Below are 4,585 nucleotides of genomic sequence, written 5' to 3' on the forward strand. Positions count from 1 at the left end.
ACCCTACCCCAATGGGACGTCGGCCCATCTTCAAGCGGCTTATCTTCGAGATTGCGCGGGTATGTGGGCCCGTTGCCCAGCTTGCGGGCTTTCGAGAGCAACGGGCCATTTGCCTTCGCCAGGTTGAATGGACCAAGGCGGAACCCGTTATAGCACCGTCGCATGACCTCGCGATAACATGGTTTACATATGGTAAACAAAGCGCGTCGACCGGACTCCGCCGCACGGAGCGTGAGTGGAAATCGGTGGAAAGTGGCCGAGGAGAGGTGTTCCCGCGCAATCGCTAATTTAAGCTTCTGTCCAGCCGGCTCTGCCCGCGAGTCGGTTAGGCCCGACGGTCCATACAATGCAACCCCAACGCATGACTGTCGGGCCGTCCTGGCTGTCGAACTCGCCGGGCGAGACCCCAACAATCTCAACCCGACGAGCCCTACAAACCCGATCGATGCAAGCGATCGGGACCGGATCACCCGGTAGATCTTCCGCTGCAAACGCCATGTCTTCGCGAGAGTGTCGATTTGACACGCAAGGCTCAGAGCACGCGAGCGGCCACCATGCCCATGATGATGGCGAGGACGAAGCCGGCATCGGCAAGCAGCAGCACGAGCGCGACTGCCGCGAAGCTCCGCGGCAGCCGTATGGCGGGTCGAAAGCTGAACGAGGTGGTCATCCATTCAGCTTAGCTCAATCAGCAGTAGCGGCAATCGGGCCGAGGTTGCACGACATGGCCCGACCGAAGTCCCTTCCGGCTGGCAATTTGTGCCCTCCAGCGCCTCAAAAAGTGACGGGGCATCATCACCGTTGTCTCGTTTCGGGACCAAAATGCTGGCATCGGTCTTGCACGGAAGAGATTGCCGGCGTCCTCCCGCCGGTCCTGATCGGGGGATCAGGTCTTAAATCTCGCCGGGCCTGTGGGCTTTGGGCATCAGGGTAGGCCCGGCGAGTTTTTCTTCTTCACCATCATGCAGACTGGCGGGCGCCCCGCCTTCACTCCGCCGCCTGCAGTTGCTTCCGGCGCGCCGGCTGGCGACGGCGGCGGTGGGCGGGCTTCAGCGTGACGGCGGCCTTGCTGGACAGCGCGCCGGTCACCGCGTCGACCATGCCGAAGGCGACGAAGTCGGCGTTGAGGGTGCCGGCCAGTTCGGCCGCCGCCCCGTCGTCGGCATTGCCGATCTCCGACCAGAAGACGATGCCGACGCGCAGTTTCGGCTTGAGGCGCTTCAGCCGCCGCACCATGAAACGCGCGTGCTGGGTGGACTGGCGGTTGAGGAAGCCGATGACGACGGCGTCGGTGGCTTCGAGCTCGAGGCGGCGGACCGCCGACGGTTCGAGATCCGCGAAGCTTGCGCGCGTCGCTTCCGCGCCCTGCACTTCCAGCACCTGCGCCAGCATGGCGGCGGCGGCGTCGTCGAGCTCGCCGCGCCCGCCGGCGCACAGCACCGTGATGCCGGAGCCGTCGGGCAGGTCGACCTCGTCTTCGTCATCGCCCTCCTCCGCGGGCTTGCCGTCGTCGGCCTTCCTGTCCGACGCCTTCTTCTCCGAAGCCTTCTTGTCATCCGCCTCGGCGGCCTGCTCGGCCTCTTCCTCCTCGGCCTCCTGCTGGGCGCTGTCGTCGAGATTGGCGACCAGCGTCATGGCGCTGTCGGCGACCTGCCGGCGCTGCTCGTCGTCCATGACGCCGCGCCCCCGATCCTGCTCGCCGAGCAAGAGCGCCGGGATGGCGACCTGGTCGTAGAACTGGAACAGGTATTTTTCCTCCAGCATCTCCTCGGCATGGTCGGTGGCCTCGTCCGGGTCGCCGGCCAGCAGCCGCTGGTAGAGCCTGGCATGCGGCTCCAGCACCGGCTCGTTGCCGAACAGGACGTCGAGGAACTCGAATTGCGGCACGTGCCGGCCGAGCACCACCAGGCAGACCGTGAGCGGCGTCGACAGCACCAGGCCGATCGGCCCCCACAGCCAGGTCCAGAAGATCGCCGCGACGATGATGGCCAAAGGCGACAGCCCGGTATGCGAGCCGTAGAGCCAGGGCTCGATGACATTGCCGGTGACGAGCTCGACGACGATGAACAGCGCGGCGGTCCACAACAGCAGCGACCAGCCCGGCGCCACGGCGAGCGCAAGGAACAACGGCAGCAGGGCGCCGACGATCGGCCCGATATAGGGCACGAAGCGCAGCGCCAGCGCCAGCAGGCCCCAGAGCAGCGCGTTGGGAATGCCGAGCACCCAGAGCCCGATGGTGATGGGCACGGCGTAGATGATGTTCACCACCAACTGCATCAAGAGATACTGGCCGACGCGCTTGCCGGCATCCTGCAGCGCCTGCGTGGTGCGGTGCAGGTCGCCATAGCCGACCAGCCGGATGAAGCGGTCGCGCAGGTCCTCGCGCTCCATCAGCATGAAGATCACGACGATGATGACGAGGCCGGCCGAGCCGAGCGGGCTGATAAGCGGCCCGATCAGGTTCTGCAGCACCTCGAGCGGCTTTTCATGCGCGACGACCTCGACCGGGATCGGCTCGCGCTTCGGCGCCTGGGCCGCCGAGGGCAGCTGCGGTTCCTGGCGGTCGATCTCCTGGCCGACCCGTTCGATGACGCCGCTGAGGCGCGAGATGATGCCGCCGCCGAGGCCGTTTTCCTTCAGCGCGCGGACCTTGGTCAGGATGTTGATCTGGTAGACGGGAATGTTCTGGGCGAGGTCGCTGACCTGGGTGGCGACCACGAAGGAGAACAGCGAAAGCGCCGCGAAGGCACCGGCGACGCTGGCGATGACGGCCGCGATGCGCGGCACGCCGGCGCGTTTCAGCCAGGACACGACGGGCGCGATGGCGAAGGTCAAAAGCAGCGCGACCGCGATCGGCAGGAACACCTCGCGCCCGAAATAAAGCGCGGCGACCGTGGTGACGACGCTCGCCACCGTCGGCAGCACCGTGCGCGGGTGGCCCCTCGACGCGGCAAGCAGGCTTTCCAGCCTCGGCTCCGGCACCCCATTTCGACGATTGGCCGCCACCATCGAGCCTCCCTGCTGCCTGGCAATGATCCGAGATATTTCGCCGGCGTGCAACGCGCCGAAGCCCCGTCGGTTGCAGACGCGCTAATAAATAGCTGGGGACACGACCTTGCGAGGCGGAAGCAATACGCCGGATCAGGCGCCTGGTGCCCCTCTAGGACCGGTATCGTGTGGGTTTGCGGGAACATGAGACGCCCGAAACCGTTGTGTTGCCGAAGGGGCGTCCAACACAGGAGGCAGCGATGAAAAAGCTTCTGCTTGCTTCGATGATCGCCATCGCCTCGGCGTTCGCGATCGCGCCGGCCAGCGCCGGCGGCGTGCAGCTCGGCATCGGCATCGGTCCGAGCTATGATGATGGCTATTACAACGATAATTACAGCCCATATTATCGCCACCATCGCTACTACCGCGATGTTTACAATGACAACTACGACAATGGCGGCTATGTGGTGCGCTACCATCACCGTCGCCATTGCCGCACCGAACTGGTGAGCCACTGGCGCCACCACCACCGCGTGGTGGAGGAGGTGCGCGTATGCGGTAACGGCTACAACGACTACTAGTGAGCCTGCATGGTCGCGCGGGGTGGTTTTGCCTCCCCGCGCGACTTGTTCATCCAGCGTTGTAATCCACCAACCGCCCGGGCCGCCCAACGCTCGAAGCTGTCCAATCTTGCTGAATCTGGGCGCGCCTATGAGCGCGAATATTAGCGGCTGTGGGAACACCCGCCGCTTGCCGCGCGTTTACGGGGTGATCGACCTTCAGGAGGAGGTTGCCCCATGAATAAGCTTCTACTTGCTTCGGTGATCGCAGTCGCGTCGGCCGCCGCCACGGCCGCGCCGGCGGATGCGCACGGCTTGTTCGGTCTCGGTATCGGACCGTTCGGCGGCTATCCGTTCTACGGCGGCCCGTTCTATGGCGACCCGTACTACGATTATGGCGGCCGCTACTACGGCCCGCGCTACTACGACGACTATCCCGGCTACGTGGTCCGCTATCCGCACTACCGGTACCATCGGTATCACAGGCACTACTATTTCTATCACCACCGGTACCATCACAGGCACCACTACCGGCATCACCACAGGCATTATTATCGGTATTAGCGGCGGCGATCAGCTGATCTCCCCCCTCGTGGGGGAGATGTCCGGCAGGACAGAGGGGGGCGCTGTCCCGCCAGCATATCAGTCTTTTGGTTGTCGCACGTCCTAGTTAGCGTCCGTCGTGGAGCTAAAAACTGACTGGCCGCGATCCTTCGCGCCCCCCTCTGCCCTGCCGGGCATCTCCCCCACAAGGGGGGAGATCGCAGCTCCGGCGCCTTGCAAATCCTTCCCGACATGCCATCTAACTCACCGGCATCCACGGAGAAGCACACGTGACGCAGCGAAGCGGCAGCGCCGACCTGCCGCTGCATGGCGGGTGGGTCCCGAAATGGCTGGGCGAGCGCATGACCAAGCTCGGCGCGGTGCTCTGCGAAGCGATCATCCACCATTATGGCCGCGACGAGCTGTTGCGGCGCCTGGCGCATCCCTTCTGGTTCCAGTCTTTTGGGGCCGTGATGGGCATGGACTGGCATTCT

At 64.7% G+C, this 4,585-nt stretch carries 5 protein-coding genes; 3 read left to right on the plus strand and 2 right to left on the minus strand.

All coding sequences use genetic code 11. From position 1 onward, the window contains the following. Positions 1-532: 532 nt before the first annotated feature. Positions 533-670: a hypothetical protein gene (locus DPM33_RS36560; RefSeq protein ID WP_167449328.1), complete on the minus strand. Its 138-nt coding sequence runs from the start codon at positions 668-670 to the stop codon at positions 533-535. Positions 671-987: 317 nt separating this feature from the next. Continuing rightward, positions 988-3,006 carry an AI-2E family transporter gene (locus DPM33_RS35495; protein ID WP_425373613.1) on the minus strand — a complete coding sequence of 673 codons (2,019 nt, stop codon included), beginning with the start codon at positions 3,004-3,006 and terminating at the stop codon, positions 988-990. A 242-nt stretch (positions 3,007-3,248) separates the two neighbouring features. Here DPM33_RS35495 and DPM33_RS35500 point away from each other — a divergent pair, with 242 nt between their 5' ends. The 3 genes from DPM33_RS35500 to DPM33_RS35510 all read left to right on the plus strand — a co-directional run. Then, positions 3,249-3,569, plus strand: a complete 321-nt coding sequence (locus tag DPM33_RS35500) for a hypothetical protein (protein WP_112102215.1) — start codon at positions 3,249-3,251, stop codon at positions 3,567-3,569. Between the two features lie 216 nt (positions 3,570-3,785). Further along, positions 3,786-4,112, plus strand: coding sequence for a hypothetical protein (locus tag DPM33_RS35505; RefSeq protein ID WP_112102216.1), 327 nt, complete (start codon positions 3,786-3,788; stop codon positions 4,110-4,112). Positions 4,113-4,381: 269 nt separating this feature from the next. Continuing rightward, on the plus strand, positions 4,382-4,585 hold a 204-nt coding region (locus DPM33_RS35510), incomplete at its 3' end, for a DUF763 domain-containing protein (RefSeq protein WP_146770392.1).

The sequence above is a fragment of the Mesorhizobium hawassense genome (genome assembly GCF_003289945.1).
GTDB classification, from domain to species: domain Bacteria; phylum Pseudomonadota; class Alphaproteobacteria; order Rhizobiales; family Rhizobiaceae; genus Mesorhizobium; species Mesorhizobium hawassense.

What these genes read in the sequence shown, in the direction of transcription:
- DPM33_RS36560 (WP_167449328.1), bottom strand. Translation starts at nt 670, where the DNA reads ATGACCACCTCGTTCAGCTTTCGACCCGCCATACGGCTGCCGCGGAGC.
- DPM33_RS35505 (WP_112102216.1), top strand. Translation starts at nt 3,786, where the DNA reads ATGAATAAGCTTCTACTTGCTTCGGTGATCGCAGTCGCGTCGGCCGCC.
- DPM33_RS35500 (WP_112102215.1), top strand. Translation starts at nt 3,249, where the DNA reads ATGAAAAAGCTTCTGCTTGCTTCGATGATCGCCATCGCCTCGGCGTTC.